Annotated in this window: 1 protein-coding gene; it reads right to left on the bottom strand. The window is 67.8% G+C overall.

From position 1 onward, the window contains the following. Positions 1-55: 55 nt before the first annotated feature. Positions 56-1,294, bottom strand: a complete 1,239-nt coding sequence (locus ACFYZQ_RS40225) for an IS256 family transposase (RefSeq protein ID WP_389159269.1) — start codon at positions 1,292-1,294, stop codon at positions 56-58. Positions 1,295-1,430 lie beyond the last annotated feature (136 nt).

Raw genomic sequence — 1,430 nt, forward strand, 5'->3', positions numbered from 1 at the left:
GGTCACGTCCGCTGGAGTGGTGTATCGACGGCCACTCGGCGATCTCGTTTTGAGGCTATGCGGTGAGTTCGGTAGGGAGGACCGTGTCGTCCGTTTCTGACTCGATCGGGTGGAGGCGGGCCTTGGCCAGTAGGTCGAGTCCCATGTAGCGGCGTGCTTCGGTCCACTCGTCGTTCTGTTCGGCCAGGACGGCGCCGACCAGGCGGATCAGGGCGGGGCGGTCAGGGAAGATGCCGACCACGTCGGTGCGGCGGCGGATCTCCTTGTTCAGCCGTTCCTGCGGGTTGTTCGACCAGATCTGCCGCCAGATCTCACGCGGGAAGGCGGTGAACGCCAGCAGGTCGTGCTGGGCGGCGTCCAGGTGGGCTGCGGCTTTGGGGAACTTGGCCTCCAGGGCGTCCAGGACGTGACGCATCTGGGCCTGGACTGCGTCGGTGTCGGGCTGTTCGAAGATGGTCCGCAGCAGGGTGGCCACCCATGGCTGGGCCGACTTGGGGACCTGGCTCAGCAGATTTCGGGCGTAATGCGTGCGGCATCGCTGCCACGAGGCGCCCGGCAGGACGGCGCCGATCGCGTTCACCAGGCCGATGTGGGCGTCGGAGACGACCAGCTGGACGCCGGACAGGCCGCGGGCGACGAGCGAGCGCAGGAAGGCCAGCCAGCCGGCGCCGTCCTCGGCCGTGGCGACGTCGATGCCGAGGATCTCGCGGTGTCCGTCCGCATTGACGCCGACGGCGATCAGGGCGTGGACGTTGATGATGCGGCCGCCCTCACGGACCTTCTGGGTCAGTGCGTCGACCCAGACGAACGCATACGGCCCGGCGTCCAGCGGCCGGTTGCGGAACGCGGCGACCTGCTCGTCCAGGTGCTTGGCCATCGCGCTGACCTGGGACTTCGACAGCTGGGTGACACCGAGGGACTCGGCGAGTTTCTCGACCCTGCGGGTGGAGACGCCCAGCAGGTAGGCGGTGGCGACGACCGAAACAAGGGCCTGCTCGGCCCGCCGCCTGCGTTCCAGGAGCCAGTGCGGGAAGTAACTGCCCTGCCTCAGCTTGGGGACGGCGAGTTCGACGGTGCCGGCGCGGGTGTCCCACTCGCGTGGGCGGTAGCCGTTGCGGTGGTTGACGCGTTCGTCGCTGACCTGCCCGTATTCGGCATTGCAGAGGGCGTCGGCCTCTGCGGACATGAGCGCGTCGGCGAACGTCTTGACCATCGCGCGCAGCAGATCGGGACTCGCCGCGGCGAGGTTGTCCTCGGCGAGGACGTGCAGGGGCACACTGTCTGGTGCGGTCATCGTGCTGATCTCCTTCAAAGACTTGGTCGTCTTGAAAGATCAGCCGGTGGCCGTTCGCCTATGCGGGGACCATCCCGATGCCGGAGCAAACCCCCGGATCAGGGCGAACCCGTACACCACTTCCCTGGACGCAACC

Source organism: Streptomyces sp. NPDC001843 (genome assembly GCF_042891955.1).
Classification (GTDB): Bacteria; Actinomycetota; Actinomycetes; order Streptomycetales; family Streptomycetaceae; genus Streptomyces.

Bases quoted from the DNA above. Each gene is read 5' to 3' on its own strand.
- ACFYZQ_RS40225 (WP_389159269.1), bottom strand. From the start codon at position 1,294: ATGACCGCACCAGACAGTGTGCCCCTGCACGTCCTCGCCGAGGACAAC.